The sequence below is a fragment of the Paenirhodobacter populi genome (assembly GCF_004022215.1).
In the GTDB taxonomy this organism is placed as follows: domain Bacteria; phylum Pseudomonadota; class Alphaproteobacteria; order Rhodobacterales; family Rhodobacteraceae; genus Rhodobacter; species Rhodobacter populi.
This window is the reverse complement of record NZ_SAUZ01000006.1, coordinates 90,395-117,372: the sequence shown is the minus strand read 5'-3', so window position 1 is coordinate 117,372 and position 26,978 is coordinate 90,395. Positions and strand designations below refer to the sequence as shown.

Below are 26,978 nucleotides of genomic sequence, written 5' to 3'. Positions count from 1 at the left end.
ACAACGACGCCATCCGGGGAAAACATTCTCCCACTGGATGCTTCTGTTTTGTGTAACGAGTTTAGCGGCCGCCTCCTCATGGGGCCGCATGTGAAAGGTTTGATGTGCGCGTTCTTGTTACTGGTAACATGGGCTATGTCGGCTCGACCGTTTCGAAATTCCTGCGCGAGGCGCATCCGGATGCCGTTCTGCACGGCTACGATGCGGGCTATTTCGCCCATTGCCTGACCGGCGCCGCACGACTGCCGGAGACGGCACTCGATGCGCAGTTCTTCGGCGATGTGCGCGATCTGCCCGCCGAGATGCTCGCGGGCTATGACGCGGTGGTGCAGCTCGCCGCGATCTCGAACGACCCGATGGGGCATCGGTTCGAGCGGATCACCGAGGAAATCAACCAGACCTCCTCCATCAGCCTCGCCAAGGCGGCGGCGGCGGCGGGGGTCGGCCATTTCGTCTTCGCCTCAAGCTGCAGCGTCTACGGCATCGCCGAGGGCGGCCCGCGCAAGGAGGACGATCCCCTCAACCCGATCACCGCCTATGCGCGATCGAAGATCGGCACCGAACGGGCGCTGGCCGGGCTGAACGGCGACATGACCGTCAGTTGCCTGCGCTTCGCCACGGCCTGCGGCATGTCGGATCGGCTGCGGCTGGATCTGGTGCTGAACGATTTCGTCGCCTCGGCGCTGGCGACCGGGCGGATCACCGTCCTGTCGGACGGCACGCCGTGGCGGCCGCTGATCGACACCGAGGACATGGCCCGCGCCATCGACTGGGCGATCAGCCGCGATCCCTCGGCGGGCGGCCGCTATCTGGCGGTGAACGTCGGCAGCGAGGACCGCAACTATCAGGTCCGTCAACTGGCCGAGGCGGTGGCCGGCGCGCTGCCGGGCACCGATGTCAGCATCAACACCGACGCCCCGGCCGACAGCCGGTCGTATCAGGTGGACTTCAGCCTCTACCGCAGCCTCGCCCCGGATCATCAGCCGCAGGTGACGCTGGCCCAGTCCATCGCGGCGCTGAAGGACGGGCTGACCGGGATGCAGTTCCACGACGCGGATTTCCGCAATTCGCAGATGATCCGCCTGAAGGTGCTGGAGGCGCATATGGCCGCCGGGCGGCTCGACGATACGCTGGTCTGGCAGGGCGCGGCCCGGCGGGACGGGGGCGGCGAAGCGCAACCCCGGATGGCGATGCAAGCGTAACAGTCAGTGGTGGTGTTCCATGAAAGTAGCGATTCTGGCGGGTGGTTTCGGAACCCGCCTCAGCGAAGAGACGCAGATCCGCCCGAAGCCGATGGCAGAGATCGGCGGGCATCCGATCCTGTGGCATATCATGAAGATCTATTCCCACTACGGGATGAAGGACTTCGTCATCCTCGGCGGCTACAAGGTCGATTTCATCCGGGATTATTTCCTGCGCTACCGTTCCTCGCGCAGCGATTTCACCATCGACCTCGGCACGGGTGAGGTCGACTGGGTCGAGGCGCGGGGCGAGGACTGGCGCGTCACCGTTCTGGATACCGGCAAGGAATCCCTGACCGGCGGGCGCATCCGGCGGGCGCGGAAACATCTGCAGGACGGGACCTTCTGCCTGACCTACGGCGATGGGGTGTCGAACGTGAACATTCCCGACACGATCCGCCATCACCGCGACACGCGGGCGTGGTGCACGCTGACGGCGGTGGTGCAGCCGGGCCGCTACGGGGTGCTGGATCTTGACCATGAAAGCCACGCGGTCCGCGGTTTCGGCGAAAAGCGGGCAGGGGACGGGGGGCTGATCAACGGCGGCTTCTTCGTCTGCGAGCCCGAGATCTTCGACCTGATCGACGACGACACCACCACCTGGGAGGCCGAGCCGATGGCCCGGCTGATCGACCGGGGCAAACTTGCCAGCTATGTCCACGACGGCTTCTGGCAGAGCATGGACACCCTGCGCGACAAGCAGGTGCTGGAAAACCACTGGGCCGGCGGCGCGCCGCCCTGGAAGGTCTGGAACGACTGACGCGACAGCAATTCAGCGGAGAAAAGATACATGATCATCGTCGATAATGCGCTGCGCAAGCTCGAGGCCGAAGGCAGGGTGATCTCCGTCGCCATCGTCGGCGCGGGGATGCAGGCGCGGGCGCTGGCGCGCTCGATCGAGAAGTCCACACCGGGAATGCGCGTCGTCGCCGTGGCGAACCGCAGCCGGGGCAACGCCGAAACGGTGTTCAGCGATCTGGGCCTGACGCCCACATGGTGCACGACGCCGCAGCAGATCACCGAAACCATCGCCGCGGGCGGCCGTGCGGTCACCACCGATCCGACGCTGTTCGGCCCGGCCGAGGGGATCGACGCGGTGGTCGAATCGACCGGCGCGCTGGAATTTTCCGCCCATGCGGTACTGGCGGCGATCGAGGGCGGCAAGCATCCGATCCTCGTCAACGCCGAACTCGACGCGACCATCGGCCCGGTGCTGAAGGCCAAGGCCGATGCGATGGGGTTGACCTATACGGCGGGCGACGGCGATCAGCCGGGCGTCGCGGGCAACCTTCTGCGCTTTGTCGAGGGGATCGGCGTGCGTCCGGTTCTGGCAGGCAGCATCAAGGGGCTGCACGATCCCTATCGCAACCCGGAAACGCAGGTCTCCTTCGCGGCGAAATGGGGGATGCTGCCCTCGACCGCCGCGTCTTTCGCCGATGGGACCAAGATTTCGATCGAACAGGCGTTGATGGCGAACAGCCGCGGCTGGCGCGTGGCCAGGCGCGGCATGACCGGGCCGGACTTCTCGGGCGGGGATCCCTATGCGCCGCTGGTGCCGCTGGACGAGGCGGTCAAGGCGCTGTTCCCGGTGCTCGATGAACATCTGGCCGCAGGGGCGACGGGCATCGTCGATTACGTCATCGGCGCGCGGCCCAACCCCGGTGTCTTCGTGCTCGGCATGATCGACGATCCGGTGCAGCAGCACCAGCTTGCCTATTACAAGCTCGGCCCCGGACCCTATTACCTGTTCTACGTCCCCTATCACCTGTGCCATTTCGAGGTGCCGTCCTCCATCGCGCGCGCGGTGCTGTTCGGCGATGCGGTGCTGGCGCCCTCGGGCGCGCCGACGGTGGGCGTGGTGGCCGTCGCCAAGAAGGATCTGCAACCCGGCGAAACCATCGCCGAGCTGGGCGGTTTCGAATGCTACGGCATGCTCGAGAACATCGAGGTGATGCGGGCCGACGATCTGATCCCGCTTGGCCTTGCCATCGGCGGCAAGGTCAACAAGCCCATCGCCAAGGACACGCCCATCACCTTCGCCGATGTGGACCGCCCCGCCGGGCGGCTGATCGACACGCTCCATGCGGAGCAGGAGGCGATGTTTTCCGCCCCCGTGCAGGAGGACGTGGCATGATCTTCCACGAAACCACGCTCAAGGACGCCTGGCTGATCGAGCCGGAACCGCGCGGCGACGACCGCGGCTTCTTCGCCCGGATGATGTGCCGCGAGGAATTCGACCGCCACGGGATCAAATCCGATTTCGTGCAGCACAACATGTCCGTCTCGGCGCAGAAGGGCACGGTGCGGGGGATGCATTTCCAGCGCGGCAAGGATGTGGAGGCAAAGCTCGTCCGCTGCACGCGGGGGCGCATCCTCGACGTGATCGTCGATCTGCGCGCCGATTCGCCCAGCTACATGCAGCATGAGGGGTTCGAGCTGACCGCCGACAACCACCACATGCTCTTCGTGCCCGAGGGCTTTGCCCACGGCTTCCAGACCCTGACCGAGGATTGCGAGGTCTTCTACGCCGTCAGCGCCGCCTATGCGCCCGCGGCCGAGGGCGGCCTGCGCCACGACGACCCGGCCCTTGGCATCGACTGGCCGCTGCCGGTGGTCAGCCTGTCGCCCAAGGATGCCGCATGGCCGCTGCTGCAACCCGATACGCCCGCGGTATTCGGGGCGACGCCCGAACGCGCCGGCGTCGCCTGACCGCCGGATCGGAGCGCCCCTATGCAACAGGATCCTTCCCTGCGGCCGCCGACGCGCCGCTTTCTTGTCCTTGGCCGATGCGGGGACAAGTCGCTGCACAAAAGCTGGACCGCCGATACCTCGGTCCGGCGCAACTGGGACCTTCAGCTCAATTCCTACGCCAAGGATCCGGCGAACTGCCCCGATGAGGATCTGCCCACGGTCTTCGACCACGGCACCAAATGGGACAGTATCGCCCGGCATTTCCGTGCCCGGCCGGAATTGCTGGACCGTTACGACTACATCATGCTGCCCGATGACGATCTGCTGATGAAGGCGGGCGACATCAACCGCCTGTTCGAGATCGCCGTCGCCTACGACCTGACCATCGCGCAGCCGGCGATGACGCCCGAAAGCTACATCTCCTATCCGATCCTGCTGCGGATACCGGGGTTCCGGCTGCGCTACAGCACCTTTCTGGAATCGATGGCCTGCTGCCTGAAGTCCTGCTACCTGCGCCGGCTGCTGCCGATGTTCGAGCGGCATTTCACCGGCTGGGGCACCGATCTGGTCTGGGCGACGCTGATGGAGGACCCGGCCTACCGCGCCGCCATCGTCGATGCGGTGCCGATGACGCATACAAGGCCGCTGTATTCCGGGCCGCTCTACAGCTCCTACGCCGAGGGGATCGATCCGCGCGAGGAAATCCACAAGATCTCGTCGAGTTTCGAGAACATGCCACACGGGATGCAGATCTATGGCGGCTATCTGGCGAACGGCTGGCGGGTCGGCCCGGTGGCGGCGCGGCTGCTGAACGGGGCCGGGCTGCTGGCGGTGGGGATGCGGTCGAAGAAACGCATGGCCGCGGCACGGTCGAGCGCCGGGCTTTTGCTGCGCGCATTCACGCAGGCCTCCTATCGGCCGGAACAGCTCCGCGCGCGGCCGGGCACTGACATGGCGCGGATCGGGCTTGGGATGCGGCGCCCGCAACAGGTTCAGCGTTCGCCGCGCACATAGGCCGCGCCCAAAGCGGCGGGCAGGCGCGCCTTGCGCCCCGCGACCAGCAGCACCGCCATGACCGCGACGAAGGGCAGCATCTGGATGATGTCCGTGGGCACATCCACCCCCGCGACCTGCAAGGCCGTGGTGGCCGACAGGCAGGTGCCAAAGACCAGCGCCCCGCCCATCACCCATGTCGGCCGGCCGCGCGCCAGCATGGCCAGCACGATGCCGATGAAGCCGTTCCCATGCGTCATGAAAGGGACGAAGACCCCCGCCGCGACGATCGACAGGAAGGCCCCGCCGAACCCCACCAGCAGCCCTGTCGCCAGCACGGCGATGGTGCGGATCTTCAGCACGCTCACCCCGGCGGTGTCCAGCGCCGCGGGCTTGTCCCCGGCGGCCTGCAACATCAGCCCCAGCTGCGTGCGGCGGAACAGCCAGACGAACAGCGGCACCAGCGCGAAGGCCAGATAGACCACGGGTTCGCGGGTGAACAGCGCCGGGCCCACGATGGGGATCTGCGACAGGCCGGGAATGGGCAGCGGCGCCATCACCGACAGCCTCGGGTAGAGCCTCGAAAACTGCTCGTAATGCAAGAGCGCCGTCACCCCCTCGGCCCCCAGTGTCAGCGCGATGCCGACGACGATCTGGTTCAGCCCCATCCGCACGCAGAACAGCGCCATCAGCGCGCCGACGACCATGCCGCCGATCCCGCCCCCCAGAAAGCCGAGCCAGAGGTTCCCGCTTGCCCATGCGACGTAAAAGCCGCCATAGGCGCCCATCAGCATCATCCCCTCGATGCCGATGTTCAGCACCCCGGCCTTTTCGGAAATCTGCTCGCCCAGACCGGCAAGCAGCAGCGGCACCGTGGCGGCGACGACCCCGGCCAGCAGCGCGATGATGAAGGCGTCGGTGAACAGGCCGGACATCTCAGACCCCTTTCCGGGCGCGGCGGAGCGCGGCCCATCTTTCGGTGACGGCCAGCAGCACCAGAAGCAGCGCCACCGTGACCAGCGTGAAATAGTTCGGCACGTCCAGCCGGCGCGCGGCACTTTCGGACCCGATGCCAAGCGCCGAGAACAGGAACACATAGCCGATCGCCGCGTAGCCGTTGAACCGCGCCAGAAAGACCAGCGGCACGATGGTGAAGGCATAGGCGGGGTTCCAGTCGGCGCGGACATTGCCATACTGGCCAAGGATCGCCACCGCCCCGGCAAGCCCGCCAAGCCCGGCCGAGATGGCAAAGACCGCAAGGGTCAGCTTTGGCACGGACAGCCCGGCATGGGTCGCGGCCTCCGGGTTCGCGCCGACGACCCGCAGCTTCAGCCCAAAGGCCGTGCGCGTCATCATCCAGTGGACCGCAAGGATCACCACCAGCCCGATCACCAGCCCGCTTGAGACGTTCGAGCCGAACAGCACCGGCAGCCGGTCCCCGACCGGCAGGGTCCGGGTCTGCGGCACGGTGGTGTCGGGATCGGCAAAGACCAGCTTCACCAGCGCCGAGGACAGCGAGATGCCGAGGAAATTCATCATCAGCGTGGTGATGATCTCGTTGATCCCCTGATAGGCGCGCAGGATCGCGGGCAGCAGGCCCCAGATCGCGCCGATGACCACCGAGACCAGCATCGACAGCACCAGCACCAGCCAGACCGGCAGGTGCTGCACCATCAGGGGCGCCCATGCGGCGACGAAGACCGCCCCCATCAGGAATTGCGCATCGCCGCCAAGATTCCATAGCCCCGCCCGGAAGGCGACGATAAGGCTCGCCGCCAGCAGCAGCAGCGGTCCCATCCGCGTCAGCGTCGCCTGCACGCCCGAGGGCGACAGCAGCCCGCGCTGGAACACATAGCCGTAATAGTCGAACGGATTGACCTTCATCAGCAGCAGCACCAGCCCCGACAGCACGAAAGCCCCGATCATCGGCCCAAGCGACAGCCCCGCCGTCGCCAGCGCCGCCCGCAGGCGGGGCGGCAGCCCCCCCGAGGTCAGGTTGGTGGTTTCCGTGGTCATGCGGAACCTCCTCGTCTTGCCTGAATGCGGACCGGATCGCCGACGGCGGGCGCGCAGAGGGGGCGCTGCCCCCTCGCCGGCCGGGCCGGCTCACCCCCGGGATATTTATGGAAACACGAAAGCAGGTCACGATTCCGCTTGCGGGGGTGCGAGGGGAAAGAGGGCGCCGGAAGGACCTTGAGGAAGCGGGGGAGAGTCATGCGGCGACCCCGCTCATCAATTCGCCGATGCGGCGGCGGGCATCGGCATCGTTCGGCACGACGCCGACGATCCGGCCCTGCGACATCACCGCGATGCGATGCGCGAGTTCCAGCAGTTCGTCCAGCTCGGTCGAGATCACGATCGCCGCGCAGCCCCGCCCGGCGGCCTCGCGGATGCGACGGCGGGTGGCGGCGATGTTCTGCAGATCCAGCCCGTAGGTCGGTTTGGCAAAGATCACCGCCCGCGCGCTGCCGGTCAGCTCGCGCGCCAGCAGCAGCTTCTGGATATTGCCGCCCGACAGTTTGCCCGCGGGCGTGTGGATCGAGGGCGTGCGGATGTCGAAGGCCTTCACCAGCGCGCGGGCGTTTTCGTCGATCTTCGCCGGGCGCTCGATCCCGCCCTGCCAGAAGGGCGGATCGCCGATCTGCTTGAGCAGCAGGTTGATCGAGACGGGAAAGCCGCCCACCGTGCCCTCGCCCAGCCGGTCGTCCGTCACGTAGCGCAACCCCGCGCGGCGGCGCCCGCCGACATCGAGCCCGTCGATGAAGGCGCCATCCAGCCGGATCCGCCCGCTGCTGATCGGGCGCTGGCCGGCGATCGCCTCGGCCAGTTCCTTCTGCCCGTTGCCGTCGATCCCGGCGATGCCAAGGATCTCCGCCGCCGCCACGGTCAGGTTGATGGCGCTGACCGGGACCGTCGCATCCGCGACATGCAGGGCGAGGCATTCCAGAACCACCGGCGCATCCGCCCCGACCGGGGGCGGGGCCACCGCCGCCACCGCCGCATCCTGCGCGCCGAACATCAGATGCACGATCCGCTCCGTCGCGGCGCGGGGGGTCAGGGCGCGCATCTCTTCGGGCGCGATACCGCCGACCTTGCGGCCAAGGCGCAGCACGCTGACCCGGTCGCCATATTCGATCGCCTCGTTCAGCTTGTGGGTGATGAACACCACCGCGACCCCTTCCGAGGCCAGCCGCCGCATCAACTGCCCCAACCCCGCCGCGTCATGCGGGGTCAGCATCGCCGTCGCCTCGTCGAGGATCAGGAACCGCGCCCCCCGCATCAGCGCGCGCACGATCTCCGCCTGCTGGCGCTCGCCAAGCGACAGGCTTCCGGTCAGGGCCGAGGGCGTCAGCACCACCCCGATCCGCGCGGCGGTTTCGGCCATCCGCGCCTCATGCCCGCGCCGGTCCGGGTTCCGCCACCAGCGCCCGCCAAGCGCCGCATTCTCCGCCAGCGTCAGCGTCGGCACCAGCATCGAATGCTGGAACACCGTGCTGATGCCCAGTTCCAGCGCGCGCTCGGGCGAGGACAGCGCCGTGGGCACGCCCTCCACCTCGATCACGCCCTCGTCGGGCTGTTGCAGACCGGCCAGCATGCTCACCAGCGTCGATTTGCCCGCGCCGTTCTCGCCCAGCAGGACATGGACCTCGCCCTGCCGGAACTCCATGTCGATGCTGTCGTTGGCGACGATGCCCGGATAGCGCTTCGTCACCCCCCGCAGCCGGATGATCGGCGCCGGATCGGCCATCTGTTTCTCCTTCACGCCGGAGCCCTTCTGGCTTTCATCTTTCCACAAATATCCCGGGGGTGAGCGCGGAACGCGCGAGGGGGCTGGCCCCCTCGCTTCCCATCCGCCTCAGTTCCCGGTGACCAGCGCGTGCACCGAAGCCGCATCGTATTTCGGCGTCACGGTGATCTTGCCGTCGATGATATCCTGCCGGACCGCCTGCACCTCGGTCCAGATGTCATCGGGGATATTCGCGGTCTTCAGCAGATCGACCGAGCCGTCCTTCAGGTTGATGTCGTAGTTGTGCGTGCCGTAGATGCCCGCCTTCACATCGGCGATCATCCCCGCATAGACGGGTTCAAGGTTCCACAGCACCGAGGACAGCAGGAAGCCCTTGTCGATCGGGGTCTTGTCGCCGATCACGTCGATGAACAGCACCTTGCCGCCATCGGTGGCCTTGGTGGTCTCGACCGCCTGCAACATGCCGAAGGACGATCCGTTCCCTTGGCCAAAGATGATGTCGGCGCCCGCGGCGATCAGCGATTCGGTCACGCGCTTGCCGCCCGCCGCGTCGGAATAGGCCGCCGGGCCGATCACCGCGTAGCGGATCACCGTATCGGGCTGCGTCGCCTTCACGCCCTCGGCGAAGGCCGTCGACTGCGCGTTCCACGACGGCGGCTCGCCCGAAACGACGATGCCGACGGTGCCGGTGCGCGTCATCTTCGCCGCCAGCACGCCCGCGAGATAGGCCCCCTGGTGGCCCGAGGCGGTATAATCCGCCACCGCCCCTTCCTTCAGCGATTGCGGCGTGTCGACCACCGCCACCGGAACGTCGTATTGCGCGCCGACCTCGGGCGCCGCGGTGTTGTAGCCGCTCGCATGGGCGATCAGCAGGCCCGCGCCATCCTCGGCCAGTTCCTGAAGCGTCGGGCGCACGTCGCCGTATCCAAGGTTCTCGGCCACGATCACCTCGACCCCGGCGGCGGCCCCCGCGGCCTTGGCGCCTTCGATGCCCTGCTGGTTCCAGCCGTAATCCGTGCCCTGTTCCGGCGTCAGGATGGCGATCGAGGTCAGGTCCGCCGCCCCCGCCGCCCCGCCGATCGCCAGTGCCAGGGCCGCGCCGCCCAGAAGGCGGGCAAGGCCCTTCACTTTTCCATTCGTCATCTTCTGGCTCCCTGTTTGGTTGTTGACATTCGCATGCGTCGGTTGCCGATTTCGCCCCGGATCAACCGAATGGGGATGGGTCACGATGAAAGCCCTCGCTTTCGCAGCCATGGTTTCCGCCGCCGCCTCCGCGGCCCTTGCCGACAGCGACCACCGCAAGGGCACCGAGGGGCTTTCGCCTCTGGATTACGCCGTGGAAAACACCGGCGCCACCGTTCTGTCCTGCGATGTGAAGCTGGCGCATTGGTATTCCGACCATCTGGCCACCATCGCGCCGCAGGCGCAAGGTGGCTTCACCCTGTGGTCCGACGCCGCCACGGGCGCCGTCTATCTGATGAACGAGGCGCAGGACCGGATGCCGGTCGAGCGGCTGTGGTGCGGGCTCGATGGCCGGTCCTGGGAAACGCGCCATGAAATCGACCTTGCGCGGCGGGGCGGGGCGGTCGCCACCGCGCCCATCCTGCGCTGCGCCGCGCAGGAGACCGCCACCGATTGCCGCTGAGGCGGCGCCGGTCCGGATCGGATGGGGCGGGGACTGGATCATGTCGGGCTCTGCGGCAGGTGTGATGCGGCGGGTCAACCATATCGGGCGTCATTTGGTCGTCAACACAATGCAACCGATTAAATGGTTGAAAATGACCCGCTGACGCCTTTCCCCTTGGGGGACGGCGCCTCTGTTCAAAATTTGCGCAGATTCCGACGAAAAGTCGAAATTATTGCCTGATTACGAAGATTTATCTGTGGAAATCCCCCGGGCTGCTGCCTGAAAAATCGGCAATCCTGCCGGAATCAGTTTGCAACCATTGTTTTTGGTTGCGCGCTATTGGTCGTGCTGTTTACCTGATTCCGATGATCGCGGCGGGCCTGCCGCACCCTCGTGGTTTCGTTCGGCGGCCTGTCCCGCCCAGATTTTCAGGAGAACAGCATGACATCGCAGCACGCGGCGGCATCGCCCCATCCGGCGGGAAAGCCGGTCAGCCGGCTGAAGACCGGGGCGGAATTTCTCGCATCGCTCCGCGACGGGCGGCGGATCTATCTTGGCGGGCGCAGGCTCGACACGGTGTTCGACGAACCCGGCCTCGCCAAGGGGGCGGAACTGATGGCCGAGACCTTCGACGATCAGTTCAGGCCCGAATTCGCCGATGCCACCACCTTCACCGATCCCGCCACGGGCGAGCTGTCCAGCCGCGCCTGGCAGGTGCCGCGCAGCCCCGCGGAGCTGACCGACCGGCGCAAGATCATCGAATATTCCTCGCTGAAGACCGGGGGCACCTTTGGCCGTCCCTCCGACCTCGCGCCCGGGATCGTCGCGGGGCTGATGGCCTATCTGCCGACGTTCCGGAAAAAGAAGTCGATGATCGAGGGCTGCGATCCCGATTTCGCCGCGAATATCGAGGCTTATATGGAATACGGGCGGCAGAACAACCTGACCGCCTCGGAAAGCCTGGCCGGGCCGCAGACCGACCGGTCCAACCCCAAGGCCGCCGAAGCCGCCTTCCTGCGTGTGAAGAAGGTGACGAAGGACGGGATCTACGTTTCGGGCGCCAAGACCGTGGGCTCGATCGCGGCGCAGGCGAACGACATCTTCTTCACCAATCTCGGCGGGCTCGCCACCACCCCGCCCGAGGCCTGCGTCTGGGGCGCCGTGCCGATCGCCGCCGAGGGGATCACCATGATCTCGCGCGAGATGGTGTCCCAACCCGAGGCCAGCAAGTTCGACCATCCGGTTGCCTCGATGGGCGAAGAGGCCGACCAGTTCATCGTCTTCGACAATGTTTTCGTGCCGAAGGACCGGATCTTCAACCTTGGCGATCCGGACGGAATGTCGTGGTATGGGCCGGTCTGCGTCTTTGCCCACTGGCACGTGCTGACGCGGCTTGCGGTGAAATCCGAGCTTTTCGTCGGCGCCGGGCAGATGGTGCTCGACGTGCTGGGCACCGGCAAGATCCCCGCGGTGCAGCAGATGCTGGGCGAGCTGGTGCAGTATCAGCAGACCCTGCGCGCCTTTGTCACCGCGGCCGAGGCCAAGGCCACCTATACCGAGGCGGGCGTCCTGACCCCGGATGTGGGGATGCTGACGGCGGGGCGGCTCTACTCGATTCAGGAATATCCGCGCATCATCCATATCCTGCAGGAGCTGTGCGGTCAGGGGCTGGTCATGCGCTTTGGCCAGAGCGCCTTCGGCAACCCGGACATCGGCCATTACCTGAACGACCTGCTGCCCGGTCATGGCGTTTCGGCGATGCAGAAGGAACACCTGATGAACTTCATCTGGGACATGACGAGCGGCGCGCTCGCCGGTCGTGTGGCGCTGTTCGAGAACGTCAATTCCAGCCCCGCGCCGCGCCTGCGCGCGAGACTGCATGACGAGGTGGACCGGACGAAATTCGTCGATCAGGTCAAGACGCTGGCCGGGATGGACTGGTAAGCGGCCATGCCGCGTGCCCGCCGGGCGCGCGGTCTTTCGCCGGAGGGGCTCATGCCGGACGCGAACGATATCGTCACCGCATTCCTTGCGGCCTATAACCGGCACGACTGGCAGGGGGCGGCGGCGCTTTACGCGCCCGAGGCCACGCATCACGAGGCCGCCATGGGCAAGACACGCACGGGCCGCGAGGCGATCGAGGCGGGCCTGAACGGCCTTGCCGCCATGCTGCCCGATGTGGCCTGGCACGAACGGGAACGGATAACCTCTGGTCCTCACCTGCTTTTGCGCTACGATCTGGCGGGCACCTTCACCCCGCGCGCGGCGGCGGATGCCACGCCGCGCACGGTCAGCCTGCCGGGCATCCTGATGTTCACCCTGACAGGCGGCCGGATTGCCGCAACTGCCGACTACTGGGACAAGGAAGCCTTCCTTGCCCGGATCCGATAGGCCCTTCATGCTGTCCTTCGACGATTACGACCGTTCAGATGCCACCGCCCTCGCCACGCTGATCCGGACCGGGGAAACGACGGCGCAGGAGGTGTTCGACACCGCCCTCGCGCGGATCGAGGCGGCGGATCCCGCGCTCAACGCCTTCGCGCACAGGCATTTCGACCTCGCGCAGGCGCAGATCGACGCGGGCCTGCCCGAGGGGCCGTTCACCGGCGTGCCCTTTGCGATCAAGAACACCGGGCTCGATGTCGCGGGGATGGAGCTGTCGACCGGATCGGCGCTGTTCCGGGGCTGCGTCTCGCAGGCCGATTGCACGCTGGTCGCGCGGTATCGGCGGGCGGGCCTCGTGATCCTCGGCAAGACCAACACCCCCGAATTCGCGCTCAGCTTCGCGACCGAGCCCGCGGCCTTCGGCCCGACGCACAACCCGTGGAAGCACGGGTATTCGGCGGGCGGGTCATCTGGCGGGTCGGCGGCGGCGGTGGCGGGCGGGCTGCTGCCCTTCGCCAATGCCTCGGACGGCGCGGGTTCGACCCGGCTGCCCGCAAGCCACACCAACCTGTTCGGCTTCAAGCCCAGCCGGATGCGCAACCCCCTCGGCCCCGTCGCGGTCGAGGCGATCGCCGGCATGTCCACGCCCCATGCCCTGACCCGCACCGTGCGCGACAGCGCGGCGCTGCTGGACGCGACGGCGGGGCCGGATCAGGGCGACCCCTACGGTCCGCCGCCGCGCGAGGGCAGCTTCCTTGCCGCCGCGGGGCGTGATCCGCGCCCGCTGCGGATCGGCATGACGCTGGCCTCACCCCTTGGCACGCCGGTCGATCCGGAAATCGTCGCGCGGGTGCAGGCGGCGGCGCGGCTTCTGGAAAGCCTCGGCCATCATGTCGAGGAGGTCGCGGACGCGGGCTATGACGGCCCGGCGCTGAAGACCGCGTGGCGGGTCATTCCGGGCACCGCCGTCGCGGCGGCGGTGATGGCGCGGGGCGCGGCGCTCGGTCTGACCGACCCGCCCGCCGCGCTGGAACCCGTCAATGCCGAATGGGTGCGCGAGGGGCTGCGGCTGACGGCGGGGGATTACCTCGCCTCGGTCAACCAGTTGCACCGGACGGCGCGCGATCTGGGGCGGTTCTTCGCGCGTTATGACGTGCTGCTGTCGCCCGTCGCCGCCGAACCCGCGCCAAGGCACGGCGAAATGGCCAGCGCGGGCACCACGCTCGACGTCTTCTACGACCGTTTCTGGGCGCACAGCCCCTTCACCTGCGCCTTCAACGCGGCGGGCTTTCCGGCGATGTCGGTGCCCTTCGGCTTCCTCGCCTCGGGCCTGCCGGTGGGGGTGCATTTCGGCGCGGGCTTCGGGCACGAGGAGACGCTCTTTTCCCTCGCCGGACAGATCGAGCGCGCCGCCCCCTGGGCGCATCTGCGCCCCGGACAGATGCAGGAGGCAGCCCGATGACCCTTTCCTCTGAAGCCATCCGCGCGCTGGACGCGGTTTCCCTGACCGCCGCCGTCCGCGCGGGCACGATCAGCGCCGTGGCGGTGACCGAGGCCTATCTGGACCGGATCGCGGCGCGCGAGGATGCGGTGCGGGCCTGGCAATATCTGTCGCCCGAACAGGCGCTTGCGGCCGCGCGGGCGCTGGACCGGCGCGGCGCGCGGGGACCTCTGGCCGGGCTGCCGGTGGCGGTCAAGGACGTGATCGCCACGCATGACATGCCGACGGGCTACGGCAACGCCAGCTATGCGGGCACGCGGACGGTCTGCGATGCGCCCTGCGTCGCGCTGACCCGCGCGGGCGACGGGATCGTGCTGGGCAAATCCGTCACCACCGAATTCGCCATGGCGAGCCCGGGCAAGACCCGCAACCCCTTTGACCCGGCGCGCACGCCGGGGGGATCGTCCTCGGGGTCCTGCGCGGCGGTGGGGGCGGGGATGGCGCTGCTGGGCTTTGGCACGCAGACGGCGGGATCGGTGATCCGCCCGGCCTCTTATTGCGGGGTGGTGGGCTACAAGCCGACGCACGGGCTGATCAACCCGGCCGAGGTCAAGGTGCTGGCGCAGAGCCTCGACACCATCGGGCTGCTGACGCGGACGGTGGCGGATGCGGGGCTGGCGGCCTCGGTTCTGGGGTGGCGGCCCGATCTGTTCCCGGTCGAACCGGCCGGGCGGCTGCGGGTCGGGCTGTTCCGCCCGGCGCCCTTCGACAAGGCCGGGCCGGGCACCATCGCCGCGCTGGAGGCCGCCGAAAAGGCGCTGCGCGACGCGGGGGTCGAGGTCGCGGCCCTGCAAACCCCCGACTGGTTCATCGACGCGCATCTCGCGCATCACCGGGTCATGGGGTTCGAGGTGACGGCGGCGCTGGCTTATGAACGCCTCTCGCCACAGGTTGCGCTGACCGGCGTGACGCGCGATTTTCTGGCCGTGAAAGAGGGCGTGACGGCCGAGGAATATGACGCCGCGCTGGCCTTCCGCGATGAACACGCCCGCAGGATGGCGGCGCTGATGGAGGGGATCGACGTGCTGCTGGCACCCTCGGCCCCCGATGTGGCGCCGGTCGGGCTCGACAGCACGGGCGATCCGGTCTTCAACACGCCGTGGACGCTGTTCCGGATGCCGGCGCTGACCCTGCCCGCGATCCGGTGGCAGGGGCTGCCGGTCGGCGTGCAGGTGATCGGGCGGCGCGGCGCGGACCGCGCGACGCTTGCCGCCGCCGCGCGGGTCGAGGCCGCGCTGGCCTGCGACTGGACCGCCGCATGATCCCTTTCCCGCAAAACCGGGCGGCGCAATGGGGCTTGCTGATCGGCCTTGTCGGTGTGTTCTGGGGGCTGTTCGCGCTGCTGCGGTTTCCGGCGGCGCCGCTGCTGGGCGGCATGGCGGCGGGGATCGTCGCGGCGACGGCGGCGGGCGTGACGCTGCGCAACCCGCGCCCGGTCTATGTGCTGGCGCAGGGGGCGGCGGGGGTGTTCATCGCCACCTCGCTGACGCCCGGGATCTATGCCGACATGCTGGCGCATCTGCCGCTGGTGCTGCTGGTGACGGTGCTGACGGTGGCGGTTTCCTTCGCCACGGGCTGGGCGCTGAACCGATGGGCCGGGGTTTCGGCGGATGCCGCCGTCTTCGGCAGCCTGCCCGGCATGTCGGGCGCCATGGTCATCATCGCGCACGAACGCGGCATCGACAGCCGCATCGTCGCGCTGATGCAATATTGCCGGCTGGCCTTCGTCATCGTCGCGGCGACGCTGGTGTCGAAACTGCTGCCCGAGGGCACGTCCGACATCCTTCCGCCCGGCGACGACGGGCCGGGATCGCTGGTCCTGACCCTTGCGCTGATCGGGCTGTCGCTGGCCTCCGCGCGGCTGAAATGGATGCCGGCGGGCGGGATGCTGGTGCCGATGGGGCTGGGCGCGGTGATCGAGGGGTTCGGCCTTGCGCGGCTGTCGGTGCCGCCGATGGTCGTGGACGCGACCTTCATCGTCATCGGGCTGGAGGTCGGGCTGCTGTTCACCCGCCAGATGGTCGGCCATGCGCTGCGGCTGCTGCCGGTGGTGCTGGGCGCGAATGTGGTGATGGTGATCTGCGGCGGGATCATCGCGGCGGGGCTGTCGCTGATCCTCGGGCTCGACGCGGCGACGGCGTTCCTGTCCACCGCGCCCGGCGGGATCGAGACGATGACCCTGATCGCCGTGGCGATCCATGCCAATGTCTCGATCGTGCTGGCGTTCCAGACGGTGCGGCTGTTCGCCGTGGTGCTGTGCGGCCCGACGATCCTGCAAATCCTGCTGCGCCGCCTGCCGTGGCGCAAAGATGGCCCGGTGGGCCGCATATCCCAAGAACAGAGGTGATCTCGATGACACAGGTTTCCACGGAACGCATTTCCGACCCGCTCGAAGGGCTGAAGACGGCGATGCGCCATTTCGCCTCGGGCGTGACGGTGATCACCGCCGGCACCGGGGAGGCGCGTCGCGGAACGACGGCGACGGCCTTCACCTCGGTCACGATGGAGCCGCCGACGGTGCTCGTCTGTCTCAACCGGGCGAGCTCGGCCAATCCGGCGGTGCGCGGGGCGGGGCGGTTCTGCGTCAACATCCTTGCCGAAGGGCAGGACGAAGCCTGCGCCACCTTTTCCGGGCAGAGCGGGCTGTCGGGGGCCGATCGGTTCGGGCCCTTCGACTGGTCGCCCTGCGCGGGCGAGGATCTGGCGCTGAAGGGCGCGCTGGCCGCGATCGGCTGCACCGTTTCGGGCATGATCGAGGAGGGGACGCATACCATCTTCCTCGGCCGGGTGGAGGAGGTACTGCTGACGCCCTCGGCCCGGCCGCTTGTGCATTACGACCGGGCGCTGCGCCCGATCGGCGGCTGAACAACGACAGGAGAATTGGCATGGCCATCAGCGACGCCGACATGGTGATAGCCTGGAAGAACGTGCTGGAGCAGTGCAACCTGAAGGCGGGCGAGCAGGTCGCCATCCTGATGAGCGACGACAGCAACATGCAGATCGTCGGCACCGCGCGGATTGCGGTGGGGTTGCTGGGCGGGATCCTGACGCTGATCCACCTGCCGCCGATCAACGGGGACAAGGCGCTGAGCCGCGACAAGTCGGGCTATGTGGGCAAGACGCCCCTGGCGTTCAACACCGCCGCGCTGGCCGGGCTGAAGGCCGCGGACATGGTGATCGACACGATGCAGCTGCTGTTTTCCAAGGAGCAGGAGCAGATCCTGAAGACCGGGACGCGGATGCTGCTGGCGGTGGAGCCGCCGGAGACGATGCTGCGGATGATCCCGACGCCCGAGGCGAAGGCTAAGGTGATCGCGGCGAATCGCTACATGGAACCGGCGCGGGTGATGACCGTGACCTCGAAGGCCGGGACCGATTTCCGCTGCGCGCTCGGGCAATATCCGGTGCTGATGCAATACGGGCTGGCGGATGAACCGGGCCGCTGGGACCACTGGCCGAGCTGCATGATCGCGCGCTGGCCTGACGAGGGCAGCGCCGAGGGCGTGATCGTCATCGACGAGGGCGACATCCTGCTGCCCTTCAAGCATTACGCCCGCGACCGGGTGGTGCTGACCATCGACAAGGGCCGCGTCGCGAAGATCGAGGGGGGCGTGACGGCGGAATACATGAAGGCCTTCATGGACAGTTTCGACGACCCGGACGCCTATGCGATGGCGCATGTCGGCTGGGGGTTGGAACACCGGGCAAGCTGGACGACGCTGGGTCTCTATGACCGGGAGGCGGCGCTGAGCATGGACAGCCGCTGCTTTGCCGGGAATTTCCTGTTCTCGACCGGCCCGAACACCGAGGCAGGGGGCACGCGCGACACGCCCTGCCATCTGGATATCCCGCTGCGGGGGTGTTCGTTGTCGCTCGACGGCCGGCCGATGACGGTGGATGGCAAGGTCGTCAGCTGACCATAAGGAAAAAGGGGCGCGCGGGCGCGCCCCTTTTGCGATCATGCGCACCGGATCAGGCGGCCAGGGCCGCCTCGATCGCGGCGCCGAGGCGCAGGGGGCGGGTGGTCAGCCGCGACATCGCGCCGTGGAGCGCGGTCAGCGCGACCACCGCATACATCGGCCAGGCGGTCGGCCCCATATGCCCGACGCGCACCAGCCGGTTGAAGGTCTCGCCGCGGCCCGACGAGATCACCACGCCGTAATCCCGCTGCATCAGGTCGCGCAGGGCGGTTTCGTCGACGCCCTCGGGCAGGCGGATCGCGGTGGCGGTGGGCGCGGCGAAAGCCTCCTCGGCCGCCCAGAGGTCCAGCCCCATCGCCTTCACCCCGGCGCGCATCGCCGCCGCCGTCCGCGCATGGCGCGCCCAGACGGCCTCCGGCCCCTCGGCCGCGTAACGGTCGAGCGCGGCGTCGAGCCCGTTCAGTTCCGCGATCGAGGGCGTGAAGGGGAAGGGCGCGCCCGCCTTCCACGCATTCTCCCAGTCGAGCACCGACAGGATGGAGCCGCGTGGCGCCGCCGGATTGGCCTTCATGTGATCCCACGCCCGCTCCGAGATCGCCAGAACCGACAGCCCCGGCGGGCAGCCGAGGCATTTGTTCGGCCCCGTCACCAGCATGTCGATCAGATCAAGGTCCACCCGCGTCCCGCCATAGGCCGAGACGGAATCGACCAGCAGCAGCGCGCCGTGATCGCGCACCACTTCGGCCAGTTCCGCCAACGGGTTGATCGTGCCCGAGGGCGTGTCGTGATGGCACAGGGCGACGATGGTGGTCTGCGGATGATTGCGCAGCGCCTTCCGCAGCAGATCGGGAGTGATGATGCGGTCGTAGTCCACCCGCAGCTCGGCCATCGAGGCGGCATGTGGCCGGAGCCAGCCGCCATAGGCCGCGCCATAGACGCCCGACACGAGGTTCAGCACGTGGTCGCCCGGCCCGACGAGCGAGGCGGCCGCCGCCTCCAGCCCCAGAACCGGCTCGCCCTGCAGGATCACCGGCACCGTCGCCGCGCCCATGATGCGTTGCAGCTTCAGGGACAGGTCTTGGTAGAACCGCTGGAACACCGGGTCGTAGTCGTAGCTGACCGGGCGGCCAAGGGCGCTCAGCACCTCGGGGTAGCAGTTGACGGGGCCGGTGGTCAGGGTGAACAGGGCGGGGCGGGGATCGGCGGTCACGGGTGTCTCCTTGCGGCGATGGGGTCAGGGAACGGCAGCCGCGCCGAACATGCAACCATTTGCAGGATTTCGCCTGTGTTTTTGGTTGAAATGGTTGACCTGCGCCGAAATATCCAGCAGCTTGGCGGCAACCGGATCTGGCGCAAACCCCGGACGGGGCCGCGACAGGGACATGGGGCAGCGGAAGGGCAGAGATGACGGATACGGCGACGGAGGCCCCTGACGCGCGGCTGGACCAGCTGGTCGCGGCGCTGCGCGCGCAGATCCCGGACAGCGGCGAACTGCCGCCCGAACGGGTGCTGTGCGATCAGCTTCAGGTGACCCGGCATCTGCTGCGCAAGGCCCTGCGCGTGCTGCGCGAGGCGGGCGAGATCCGCGAGACGCGCAGCGGCCGGCGCGCAGCCGGTGGCACGGGGGCGGTCTCCGCGCTCAGCCCGAAGCGGATGGTGCAGTCGACCAATCCCTTCGAGGTGATGGAGATGCGCCTGATGATCGAGCCTTCGCTTGCGCGGCTGGCGGCGCTGCGCGCCTCGCCCGACGAGATCGCGAAGATCGTCGAGGCCGCCAGTTCCGCCCCGCACATGACGCCGAGCGAGGCCGATCAGGCCTTTCACCGCGCCATTGCCGCCGGGGCGCGCAACAGTCTGGCGAGCGAGCTGAACTTCCTTCTGCATTGCGTGCAGACCGATGCGCGCCTGCGCTTCACCGACAGCGATGCCGATGCCCGCACGACCGAGGCCCGCGTGCGCGACCGTGACGCCGCGCATCGCGCCATCGCCGAGGCGATCGCCGCGCGCGATCCCGCCGGCGCGGCCGAGGCGATGCGGGCGCATCTGTCGGCGATGCAGGCGAAACTGATGGGGCGGCTTGGCCTGACCGGGTTCGAGCCGGGCTGACCCCTTTCCCCCGATGCCTTCCCGCCCGGCCGGAGCCCCTTCGGCCGCCTCCGTGGTCATGTCCGAAAGGGACCGCCGTGACGACCGATGTCCTGATCCTTGGCGCGGGCAGCGCCGGCTGCATCCTTGCGAACCGGCTGAGCGCCGATCCCGCGCGCCGGGTCACGCTGGTCGAGGCGGGGGGTTTCCCGACCGATCCCGATATCTTCGATCCGGCGATGTGGCCGATGATCCAGCGCCGGCCCTATGACTGGGATTACCGCACGGTGCCGCAGCCCGGCACGGCGGGGCGGGTGCATCACTGGGCGCGCGGGCGGATGGTCGGCGGGTCGAGCGGGTTGCACGCCATGTTCCACCTGCGCGGCCATCCGGCGGATTTCGACCGCTGGGGGGCGATGACCGGCGATGCGGGCTGGTCCTACGATGCCCTGCTGCCGCATTTCCGCGCGACCGAGGGCTATGCCACGGAAACGCCCCTGCATGGGGCGCGGGGCGAGATGCCGGTGACGATCCCGGAGGCCGAGACCCATCCGCTGGTGCGCAGCTATATTGAGGGCTGGCAGGAACTCGGCCTGCCGCGCCTGCCCGATCACAACGGCCGCGAGGTGATCGGCGCCGCGCCGAATGCGCTGATGATCCGCGATGGCAGGCGGGTGACGACGGGCGAGGCCTTTCTGCGCCCGGTGCTCGGTCGCCCGAACCTGACCGTGATCACCGGGGCCGAGGTGCACCGGCTGCGCATCGCCTCGGGCCGCGTCACCGGGGTCGAGATCCGCACGCCCGAGGGCGATACGGTGCTGGCCGCCGGACAGGTGATCCTGTCGATGGGAACGATCGGCGACCCGCTGCTGCTGATGCGCTCGGGCGTCGGCGACCCCGGGGTGCTGGCCGCGGCGGGCGTGCCCTGCCGGGTGGAGCGGCACGCGCTTGGCCGCAACCTGCACGACCACATGCTGGGCGCGGGCGTCGTCTGCCGGGCGCGCAGGCCCGTCGCGCCCTCGCGCCTGCAACATTCGGAATCGCTCGCCTATCAGTCGTCGCGCGGGCTCGATGTCCATACCGGCGCGCCGGATATCGTCGTGGGCTGCGTCGTCGCGCCCTCGGTGTCGGAATGCTTCCCGATGCCCGGCCCGGGCGAGACCTTCACCCTGCTGTTCGGCGTCACCCATCCGACCAGCCGGGGTGAGCTGGCGATCACCGGGCCGGATCTGGCGGATGCGCCGCGCATCGACCCGCGCTACCTCAGCACCGATCACGACCGCACCGCCTTCCGGGCGGCACTCGACCGCGCCCGCATGGTCGCCGGCACCCGGGCGATGCGCGACTGGAACGGGGGCGAGATCCTGCCCGGCCCCGGCATGCGCGACCTTGACGACTTTATCCAGAGGGCGGCGATCACCCATCACCATCCGGTCGCCACCTGCGCCATGGGCGCCTCGGACGATGCCGTGGTGCGGCCTGATCTGTCGTTGCGGGGGCTCGACAACGTGTCGGTCGTCGATGCCTCGGTGATCCCGGCGATCCCATGCGGGCCGATCCACGCGGCGGTGATGGCGATCGCGCAGAAATTCGCGGCCGGGCAGGGTTAGCGGGGCACGAAGACCGCCTCGCCCATGCCGCGCAGCGCATTGCCCAGCCACAGCCGGACCAGCGGCAGGTCATGCGGCACCAGCACCTCTTCCCGCACGCCGCGCGCGATCATCTCGGACCGCAGCACGCCGGGCAGCACGCCCGAGGCGAGCGGCGGCGTCCGCATCCCCGCGCCCCGGTCGAAGAAGAGGGTGGTGATCGAACCGTCGCAGACCTCGCCGCGTTCGTTCAGCAACAGCACCTCGTCCAGCCCCCCGGGCAGGGCGCGCCGCGCCGCGTCATAGGCCGGGCGGTGGGTGGACTTGATCCGCAGCCACGGATCGTCCGAGCGCAGCCGTTCCCCCGACAGCCCGACATGCCAGCGCGCGACGGGGGCGGGCAGGGAGGCGGTTTCCACGCTGGCCACCCCATCCGCGCCGATCAGCAGCCGCAGCCGCGCCGCCCGCCCCGCAGGCCCGGCAAAGGCCCCGCGCAGCACCGGCAGGTGCCAGCCCAGCCGCCGCGCGCCATCGGCAAGCCGCGCCAGATGCCGGTCGAGGAACCGGCACGCCGCACCGTCCCAATGCGCCGTCTCGATCAGCTTCAGCCCGTCAGGGGCGCGATGTAGCGGGCTTTCCACAGGGCTTCCTCCCATTCGCTGTCGGCGCGGGAATCGCTCACGATTCCGCCGCCGACATTCAATGTCACGGATGCCCCGCGGATCGCCAGTGTGCGAATCGCCACAGAGAAGGCCGCCGATCCGTCGGGCGCCATCCAGCCCATCGTGCCGCAATAGATGCCCCGCGGATGCGGCTCCAGTTCGGCGATGATCTGCATGGCGCGGATCTTCGGCGCCCCGGTGATCGAGCCGCAGGGGAACAGCGCCCGCATCAGCCCCGTCAGCTCCGGCGGCCCCGCCAGCCGCGCTGTGATGCGCGAGGTCATCTGATGCACCGTGACAAAGGTCTCGACGGCGAACAGCTCGGGCACCGCGACCGATCCGACCCGCGCGATGCGGGCGAGGTCGTTGCGCAGCAGGTCGACGATCATCAGGTTCTCCGCCCGGTCCTTGACCGAGGCCGCCAGCCCCCGCGCCGTCGCCGCATCGCGCGCGGGGTCGGGATGGCGCGGCGCGGTGCCCTTCATCGGGCGGGCCTCGATCCGGCCATCGGCGGACAGGCGGAAGAACAGCTCGGGCGAGCGCGACACGATTACCGGCCCCGCGCCCATATCGGCGAAGGCGCCGAAGCCCACGGGCTGCAACGCGGCCAGCGCCGCGGCCAGATCGCGCGGCGTGCCGGACAGCAGCCGGGTGCCGATCGGAAAGGTCAGGTTGACCTGATAGCAATCCCCCGCCGCGATATAGGCCTGAACCCGGGCGAAGGCGCGGTCGTAATCCACGCGCCCGATCAGCGGCTCCAGCGGAGCGAGCCGCACCGGCCCCGCCGCATGGGGCGACACCGGGCCGGGCGCGTCATACAGGCCGAACAGCAACAATGGCTCCCCGGTCGGGCGCGGGGGCAGGCGCTCCTCGAAGGCCAGCCCCGCCTCATACGCCATCCAGCCCGCGACCCATGCGCCATCGCGCCGCGCGCGCTCGGCCCGGGCCAGCGCGGGCAGGACCTCTTCGGCGGTATCGGCGCGGACAAGCTCCCGCGGCCTGTCGAAACAGGCCGGTTTCCCATCGGGTCCATGGTCGAACAGGATCATGCGCGCCTCCTGCGGCAGGCCCTAGCAGCGCGCGGCGGCGGAGCAAAGCGGCTTCACGCATATTGCCGCCGTGACGGCCCCAAACCCCGCGCGGCCTCCTGCCTTCATTCTTCCATAAATATCCCGGGGGTGAATTTGCGCGTCAGCGCAAAGAGGGGGCTGGCCCCCTTGACCCGCCATCCACCCGGCACCTCAGTGTTTCTTGCGAAATCCGGCCGCATCAAGGCCAAGCCGTTGCAGCCGCGCGTAAAGACTGCGCCGGGGCAGTTGCAGGATCCGCGCGGCCTCGCCCACATCCCCGGAGCAGCGCCGCAGAACCGCCTGCAACACGCCGCGCTCGAAATGGTCCATCTGCTCGGCCAGAGGCCGGTCGCTCGCCCCACCCGCATCCGGATGTTGCAGGCCCAGCACCATCTGCGTGGCGAAATTGCGCAATTCGCGCACATTGCCGGGCCAGTCGTCGGTGGCAAGGCGGGCCTCGATCCCGGCGTCGATGGGCGGGCAGGGGCGGTCGAACTGGCGCGCCGCCTCGGTCAGGAAGGCGGCGAACAGCAGGCCGATATCGGCGCGCCGGTCGCGCAGGGGCGGGATGCGCAGCCGCACCGCCTCCAGCCGATACAGCAGATCGGCGCGGAATCGGCCCTGCGCCACCGCCTCGGCCATGTCCTCGCGCGCGGACGCAAGAATACGCAGGTCGATCCGGCGCGGCTCGCCGCCGAACACCGGCAGCTCGCGTTCCTCGACCACGCGCAGCAGGCGGCCCTGCAAAGCGTCCGGCATGTTGCCGATATTGTCGAGGAACAGCGTCCCGCGATCCGCCTCGGCGATGCGGCCGCGGCTGATGCGGCTGCCGAACAGGGTTTCGTCGGCGATGGCCTCGGGCAGGGCGGCGCAATCCACGGCGACGAAGGGGCGGGCGCGGCGGCTGCTCCAGCGGTGCAGCAGGCGGGCGACGACCTCCTTGCCGGTGCCGGTCTCGCCCTCGATCAGCACGTCCACATCGACATTCGCCAATTGCCGGATCGTGTCCTGCAACCGCCGCATGACCGGCGTTTCGCCGAGCAGGGGGGAGCGTTCCCCGGCCTCCTCCGCCGCGGCGCGCAGGCGGCGGTTTTCCAGCACCAGCCGCCGGGTTTCCAGCGCGCGCCGCACCGAGGCGATCAGGTGATCGGTGGCGAAGGGCTTGGCGATGAAATCGAACGCGCCCTGTTTCAGCGCCGCCACCGCCATCGCGATATCGCCATGCCCGGTCATCAGGATCACCGGAAGTTCCGCATCGCAGGCCAGCGCCGCGTCCAGCACGCCATGCCCGTCCACGCGCGGCATGCGGATATCGGTGACGATCACGCCCGGATACTCCGCCGACAGGCCGTTCAGCGCCGATTGCCCGTCGGGGTGCAGATCGACCTCGATCCCCGCGATCAGGAAGGAATCGGCCAGCGCCTCGCGCAGCCCCGGATCGTCGTCGATCAGCATCACCCGCATCATCCGCTCCTCATGCATTTGGCACGCGCGCTTTGGGCACGCGCGCGGTGAACGCCGCGCCGCCAAGGGGGGAGGGCGCCAGTTCCAGCCCGCCGCCCAGATCCTTCATGATGTCGCGCGCGATGCCGAGGCCAAGGCCCAGCCCCTCGGCCTTGCCGGTGACGAAGGGGCTGAACACCTCGGCGCCCAAAGCCGCATCGACGCCCGGCCCGTTGTCGGCGACGGTCAGGGTCAGCGCCTCGCCGTCGCCGCCGACGATCAGCGCGACATGCGGGTCCGGCCGCCCGGCCACGGCGTCGAGCGCGTTTTGCAGCAGGTTGACCAGCACCTGTTCCAGCCGCACCCGCTCCGCCAGCACCACGGGCTGGCCGCGCGGCGGCAGGTCGAGCCGCACCCCCGCCTTGCGGAACCGGTCCCCGGTCAGCAGCATCGTCCCCTCGATCACGTCGTCCAGCGCCACCGGCCCCACCGCGCCGCGCCCGCGCCGGGCGAAGCGGCGCATCTCCTGCGTGATCTGGCCGATCCGGGCGGTCAGCTCGACCGTGGTGTCGAGGTTCCGCGCCACCCGGTCCAGCCGCGCCGCCGTCAGGTGATGTCGGGCGTTTTCCGCCAGCGTGCGGATCGTCGCCACCGGCTGGTTGATCTCATGCACCAGCCCCGCCGTGATCGAGCCGAGCGAGGCGAGCCGGTTCGCCTGCGCCAGTTCCTCGCGCGCCTCGCGGAAACGCTGATCGGCGCGGGCGCGTTCGGCGATCTCGGTGCTGAGTTCGGCGGTGCGGCTTGCCACGGCGGCTTCCAGCGCGCGCCGGTCCGCCGCCGCGCGGGCGGCGCGCGTGAGCCGCCATCCCACCGCCCCCGCCAGCAGCCCGAGCGCCGAGACGATCGCCAGCGTCCCCACCACCGCCTGATCCGCCGCCGCCCGCAGCGCCGGGCCGGTGGGCAGCAGATGGACCAGTTGCAGGTCGGTGCCCGCGACCGGCTCGGCCGCCTCGGCCATCAGCGCATCGCCCGGCCCGCGCATCCGGCCCCGGTCGTCCAGCCGGTAGGGACCGGCGTCCAGCGGCGCGTCATGGAACTGGCCCGAGGCGGCGACGTTTTCGCGCAGGGCGGCGGGCAGCGGCAGCAGGACATGCAGCTCCGCCTGCGGATCCGTTGCCGCAAGGATGATCCCGTTTGGATCGACGATGAAGGTCTGGCCCGGATCGTTGCCCCAGATCCGCGTCAGCGCGCCGAATTCGTATTTCACCACGACGACGCCGATCGGCGCCGCCGCGGGCCCGATCCGGCGCGACAGAAACAGCCCCGGCCGGCCCGACAGATCGCCCACCGCGTAATATTCCGCCGTGCCCCGCGCCATCGCCACGCGGAAATAGGGGCGGAAACCGTAGTCGCGCCCGACGAAGCTTTCCTCCGTCCCGGCGTTCGAGGCGCCCATCACCCGCCCCTCGGCGTCGATCAGGTAGATGACCGGCGCGCCGGTTTCCGCGGCGAGCGAATGGAGCTTGCCGTTCATCCGCTCAAGCGCCGCCGCCGACCGCCCGGTCAGCGCGTTTTCAAGGTCGGTATACTCGCCCAGCACGATCGGCAGCAGCCGGAACCGCGCCAGCTCGCTGTCGATCAGGCGGCTGTGCTGCCGGGCAAGCTGCGCCGCCTCGCCGGACAGGCCCGCCATCGCCTTGCGCTGCAACAGGGCCGAGCTGACAGCCCAGACCCCCGCCGCCACAAGGGCAACCATCAGCGCGATGACGAATCCGGGCAACTTCCGCATTTGTGCAGGATATTGCAAAAACATGACGCACGCCATGCAATATTCTGCGCGAAACAATCTTTCGTGAACACTTGTTCTTTCGGAAATATGACTATTTTCAGTGGCTTACCAAAAATGCCGCGCAAGGCTGGCGTCCCGTTTCATCCTCGGCGACCTTGACAGGATCGGAATTGCCGGACCTTCGGGGGAGGAGGTTTACCGCAAGCGATCATGATGCCGCCCTGTCGGCCATGT

Annotated in this window: 24 protein-coding genes; 15 read left to right on the top strand and 9 right to left on the bottom strand. The window is 68.8% G+C overall.

Translation table 11 applies throughout. The annotated features are described in order from the left end of the window. The first annotated feature begins 104 nt into the window (after positions 1–104). The 5 genes from D2T30_RS07310 to D2T30_RS07290 are packed head-to-tail and all read left to right on the top strand — an operon-like array spanning position 105 to position 4,946. Complete coding sequence (locus tag D2T30_RS07310) at positions 105–1,202, top strand: NAD-dependent epimerase/dehydratase family protein (RefSeq protein WP_128208337.1); 1,098 nt, start codon at positions 105–107, stop codon at positions 1,200–1,202. Between the two features lie 19 nt (positions 1,203–1,221). Then, a complete protein-coding gene (gene rfbF / locus D2T30_RS07305; RefSeq protein ID WP_128183503.1) occupies positions 1,222–2,001 on the top strand; it encodes a glucose-1-phosphate cytidylyltransferase in 780 nt (259 codons plus the stop codon). A 30-nt stretch (positions 2,002–2,031) separates the two neighbouring features. Next, positions 2,032–3,375 (top strand): NAD(P)H-dependent oxidoreductase, encoded by a 1,344-nt coding sequence (locus tag D2T30_RS07300; RefSeq protein ID WP_128208336.1) that lies wholly within the window; start codon positions 2,032–2,034, stop codon positions 3,373–3,375. Then, complete coding sequence (gene rfbC / locus D2T30_RS07295; protein ID WP_128208335.1) at positions 3,372–3,950, top strand: dTDP-4-dehydrorhamnose 3,5-epimerase; 579 nt, start codon at positions 3,372–3,374, stop codon at positions 3,948–3,950. Before D2T30_RS07300 ends, rfbC begins: the two co-directional genes overlap by 4 nt. Positions 3,951–3,971: 21 nt before the next feature. Beyond that, on the top strand, positions 3,972–4,946 hold the full coding sequence (locus D2T30_RS07290; protein ID WP_128183497.1) for a DUF707 domain-containing protein: 975 nt from the start codon (positions 3,972–3,974) through the stop codon (positions 4,944–4,946). On the opposite strand, the gene D2T30_RS07285 is transcribed toward D2T30_RS07290, so the two are convergent. From D2T30_RS07285 to D2T30_RS07270, 4 genes are all read right to left on the bottom strand, one after another. Then, positions 4,925–5,860 (bottom strand): putative B6 ABC transporter permease subunit 1, encoded by a 936-nt coding sequence (locus tag D2T30_RS07285; RefSeq protein ID WP_128208334.1) that lies wholly within the window; start codon positions 5,858–5,860, stop codon positions 4,925–4,927. The genes D2T30_RS07290 and D2T30_RS07285 overlap by 22 nt on opposite strands. Position 5,861: 1 nt before the next feature. After that, on the bottom strand, positions 5,862–6,941 hold the full coding sequence (locus tag D2T30_RS07280) for a putative B6 ABC transporter permease subunit 2 (RefSeq protein ID WP_128208333.1): 1,080 nt from the start codon (positions 6,939–6,941) through the stop codon (positions 5,862–5,864). Positions 6,942–7,137: 196 nt separating this feature from the next. Then, positions 7,138–8,673, bottom strand: coding sequence for a putative B6 ABC transporter ATP-binding protein (locus D2T30_RS07275; RefSeq protein WP_128208332.1), 1,536 nt, complete (start codon positions 8,671–8,673; stop codon positions 7,138–7,140). A gap of 108 nt (positions 8,674–8,781) precedes the next feature. Next, positions 8,782–9,816, bottom strand: coding sequence for a putative B6 ABC transporter substrate-binding protein (locus D2T30_RS07270; protein ID WP_128208331.1), 1,035 nt, complete (start codon positions 9,814–9,816; stop codon positions 8,782–8,784). Positions 9,817–9,901: 85 nt separating this feature from the next. On the opposite strand from D2T30_RS07270, the gene D2T30_RS07265 reads away from it, so the two are divergent. The 8 genes from D2T30_RS07265 (at position 9,902) to D2T30_RS07230 (ending at position 18,103) form a co-directional block, all read left to right on the top strand. Beyond that, positions 9,902–10,318: a hypothetical protein gene (locus D2T30_RS07265; protein ID WP_128208330.1), complete on the top strand. Its 417-nt coding sequence runs from the start codon at positions 9,902–9,904 to the stop codon at positions 10,316–10,318. Between the two features lie 423 nt (positions 10,319–10,741). Beyond that, on the top strand, positions 10,742–12,244 hold the full coding sequence (locus D2T30_RS07260) for a 4-hydroxyphenylacetate 3-hydroxylase N-terminal domain-containing protein (RefSeq protein ID WP_128208329.1): 1,503 nt from the start codon (positions 10,742–10,744) through the stop codon (positions 12,242–12,244). A gap of 51 nt (positions 12,245–12,295) precedes the next feature. After that, positions 12,296–12,691: a nuclear transport factor 2 family protein gene (locus tag D2T30_RS07255; protein ID WP_164884242.1), complete on the top strand. Its 396-nt coding sequence runs from the start codon at positions 12,296–12,298 to the stop codon at positions 12,689–12,691. After that, positions 12,675–14,147, top strand: a complete 1,473-nt coding sequence (locus D2T30_RS07250; RefSeq protein WP_206612881.1) for an amidase — start codon at positions 12,675–12,677, stop codon at positions 14,145–14,147. Before D2T30_RS07255 ends, D2T30_RS07250 begins: the two co-directional genes overlap by 17 nt. After that, positions 14,144–15,448: an amidase gene (locus D2T30_RS07245; protein WP_128208327.1), complete on the top strand. Its 1,305-nt coding sequence runs from the start codon at positions 14,144–14,146 to the stop codon at positions 15,446–15,448. Before D2T30_RS07250 ends, D2T30_RS07245 begins: the two co-directional genes overlap by 4 nt. Beyond that, the gene (locus D2T30_RS07240) at positions 15,445–16,533 is read left to right on the top strand and encodes an AbrB family transcriptional regulator (protein ID WP_128208326.1); all 1,089 of its coding nucleotides are present in this window, start codon (positions 15,445–15,447) and stop codon (positions 16,531–16,533) included. Before D2T30_RS07245 ends, D2T30_RS07240 begins: the two co-directional genes overlap by 4 nt. A 5-nt stretch (positions 16,534–16,538) precedes the next feature. Next, the gene (locus D2T30_RS07235) at positions 16,539–17,051 is read left to right on the top strand and encodes a flavin reductase family protein (RefSeq protein WP_128208325.1); all 513 of its coding nucleotides are present in this window, start codon (positions 16,539–16,541) and stop codon (positions 17,049–17,051) included. Between the two features lie 20 nt (positions 17,052–17,071). Further along, on the top strand, positions 17,072–18,103 hold the full coding sequence (locus D2T30_RS07230) for a M29 family metallopeptidase (RefSeq protein WP_128208324.1): 1,032 nt from the start codon (positions 17,072–17,074) through the stop codon (positions 18,101–18,103). Between the two features lie 55 nt (positions 18,104–18,158). Here D2T30_RS07230 and ppaT read toward each other — a convergent pair whose 3' ends face one another. Next, positions 18,159–19,316: a pyridoxamine--pyruvate transaminase gene (gene ppaT / locus D2T30_RS07225; protein WP_128208323.1), complete on the bottom strand. Its 1,158-nt coding sequence runs from the start codon at positions 19,314–19,316 to the stop codon at positions 18,159–18,161. A 194-nt stretch (positions 19,317–19,510) separates the two neighbouring features. Between ppaT and D2T30_RS07220 the strand changes: the two genes are divergently transcribed. Both D2T30_RS07220 and D2T30_RS07215 read left to right on the top strand, forming a co-directional pair. Further along, positions 19,511–20,212 (top strand): FadR/GntR family transcriptional regulator, encoded by a 702-nt coding sequence (locus D2T30_RS07220; RefSeq protein ID WP_128208322.1) that lies wholly within the window; start codon positions 19,511–19,513, stop codon positions 20,210–20,212. A gap of 77 nt (positions 20,213–20,289) precedes the next feature. Further along, positions 20,290–21,801, top strand: coding sequence for a GMC family oxidoreductase (locus tag D2T30_RS07215; protein WP_128208321.1), 1,512 nt, complete (start codon positions 20,290–20,292; stop codon positions 21,799–21,801). Here D2T30_RS07215 and D2T30_RS07210 read toward each other — a convergent pair. The 4 genes from D2T30_RS07210 to D2T30_RS07195 form a co-directional block, all read right to left on the bottom strand. Beyond that, positions 21,798–22,421 (bottom strand): aminotransferase class IV, encoded by a 624-nt coding sequence (locus D2T30_RS07210; RefSeq protein ID WP_164884241.1) that lies wholly within the window; start codon positions 22,419–22,421, stop codon positions 21,798–21,800. The two genes, D2T30_RS07215 and D2T30_RS07210, sit on opposite strands and share 4 nt — an antisense overlap. Next, positions 22,385–23,491, bottom strand: a complete 1,107-nt coding sequence (locus tag D2T30_RS07205) for an aminodeoxychorismate synthase component I (RefSeq protein WP_128208319.1) — start codon at positions 23,489–23,491, stop codon at positions 22,385–22,387. The genes D2T30_RS07210 and D2T30_RS07205 overlap by 37 nt, the downstream gene beginning before the upstream one ends. A gap of 192 nt (positions 23,492–23,683) precedes the next feature. Then, complete coding sequence (locus D2T30_RS07200) at positions 23,684–24,979, bottom strand: sigma-54-dependent transcriptional regulator (RefSeq protein WP_206612880.1); 1,296 nt, start codon at positions 24,977–24,979, stop codon at positions 23,684–23,686. 7 nt (positions 24,980–24,986) lie between these two features. Further along, positions 24,987–26,735 (bottom strand): sensor histidine kinase, encoded by a 1,749-nt coding sequence (locus D2T30_RS07195; RefSeq protein WP_206612879.1) that lies wholly within the window; start codon positions 26,733–26,735, stop codon positions 24,987–24,989. Positions 26,736–26,978 lie beyond the last annotated feature (243 nt).

Coding starts and splice junctions, on each gene's coding strand:
- D2T30_RS07280 (WP_128208333.1), bottom strand. CDS start 6,941: ATGACCACGGAAACCACCAACCTGACCTCGGGGGGGCTGCCGCCCCGC.
- D2T30_RS07300 (WP_128208336.1), top strand. CDS start 2,032: ATGATCATCGTCGATAATGCGCTGCGCAAGCTCGAGGCCGAAGGCAGG.
- D2T30_RS07240 (WP_128208326.1), top strand. CDS start 15,445: ATGATCCCTTTCCCGCAAAACCGGGCGGCGCAATGGGGCTTGCTGATC.
- rfbF (WP_128183503.1), top strand. CDS start 1,222: ATGAAAGTAGCGATTCTGGCGGGTGGTTTCGGAACCCGCCTCAGCGAA.
- D2T30_RS07230 (WP_128208324.1), top strand. CDS start 17,072: ATGGCCATCAGCGACGCCGACATGGTGATAGCCTGGAAGAACGTGCTG.
- D2T30_RS07275 (WP_128208332.1), bottom strand. CDS start 8,673: ATGGCCGATCCGGCGCCGATCATCCGGCTGCGGGGGGTGACGAAGCGC.
- D2T30_RS07255 (WP_164884242.1), top strand. CDS start 12,296: ATGCCGGACGCGAACGATATCGTCACCGCATTCCTTGCGGCCTATAAC.
- D2T30_RS07285 (WP_128208334.1), bottom strand. CDS start 5,860: ATGTCCGGCCTGTTCACCGACGCCTTCATCATCGCGCTGCTGGCCGGG.
- D2T30_RS07220 (WP_128208322.1), top strand. CDS start 19,511: ATGACGGATACGGCGACGGAGGCCCCTGACGCGCGGCTGGACCAGCTG.
- D2T30_RS07270 (WP_128208331.1), bottom strand. CDS start 9,816: ATGACGAATGGAAAAGTGAAGGGCCTTGCCCGCCTTCTGGGCGGCGCG.
- D2T30_RS07290 (WP_128183497.1), top strand. CDS start 3,972: ATGCAACAGGATCCTTCCCTGCGGCCGCCGACGCGCCGCTTTCTTGTC.
- D2T30_RS07235 (WP_128208325.1), top strand. CDS start 16,539: ATGACACAGGTTTCCACGGAACGCATTTCCGACCCGCTCGAAGGGCTG.
- D2T30_RS07200 (WP_206612880.1), bottom strand. CDS start 24,979: ATGATGCGGGTGATGCTGATCGACGACGATCCGGGGCTGCGCGAGGCG.
- D2T30_RS07205 (WP_128208319.1), bottom strand. CDS start 23,491: ATGATCCTGTTCGACCATGGACCCGATGGGAAACCGGCCTGTTTCGAC.
- D2T30_RS07245 (WP_128208327.1), top strand. CDS start 14,144: ATGACCCTTTCCTCTGAAGCCATCCGCGCGCTGGACGCGGTTTCCCTG.
- D2T30_RS07260 (WP_128208329.1), top strand. CDS start 10,742: ATGACATCGCAGCACGCGGCGGCATCGCCCCATCCGGCGGGAAAGCCG.
- rfbC (WP_128208335.1), top strand. CDS start 3,372: ATGATCTTCCACGAAACCACGCTCAAGGACGCCTGGCTGATCGAGCCG.
- D2T30_RS07265 (WP_128208330.1), top strand. CDS start 9,902: ATGAAAGCCCTCGCTTTCGCAGCCATGGTTTCCGCCGCCGCCTCCGCG.